This is a genomic window from Oleiphilus sp. HI0061 (genome assembly GCF_001635675.1).
The window spans coordinates 1-552 of record NZ_LWFE01000793.1; the positions used below are offsets into that span (position 1 = coordinate 1).

A 552-nucleotide genomic window follows, 5' to 3' on the forward strand; every position below is an offset into this window, starting at 1 on the left:
AGCCCATGCTTTAACCGCTACCTGACCATTAGTTTCTGGTGCCAGGCTCAAGATCACTTCAGAGGCATCAATTGCCGACTCAATCTTCGGACGACCCTGATGCGCGCCTTCTTCAGTGTGCTTATAGTTAAGCTCACCCAAGAACTTCACTTCATCTTCAGTGTTCCAAGTAATACCCTTACCACCATTACCTAGTTTCTCTAGCAATGGGCCAAGCGAAGTAAAGCGCTTATAGGTATTCGGGTAATCACGTTCAACAACGGCTAGGTTTGGTGCCGTCTTACCTGGAATCAGGTCACACTCACCTTTCCACCATGCTTTCACACCCTCTGGCTGAGCAAGCTCTCCTGGTGTGTCGTGCTGAAGCGGTACCGTGACCAAATCTTTCTCAACACCCAAGTGGCCTTCACAAAGTTCAGAGAACTTCTTGGCAATACCTTTGAAGATATCCCAGTCAGATCTCGATTCCCAAACCGGGTCAATCGCTTTAGAAAGAGGGTGAATAAACGGATGCATATCCGACGTATTCATATCGTCTTTTTCGTACCAAGT

Annotated in this window: 1 protein-coding gene; it reads right to left on the reverse strand. The window is 47.5% G+C overall.

The window, feature by feature from the left end; all coding sequences use genetic code 11:
* Window positions 1-552 (reverse strand): molybdopterin-dependent oxidoreductase (locus A3735_RS09625; protein ID WP_156499572.1); only part of this gene is annotated, 552 nt, incomplete at both ends.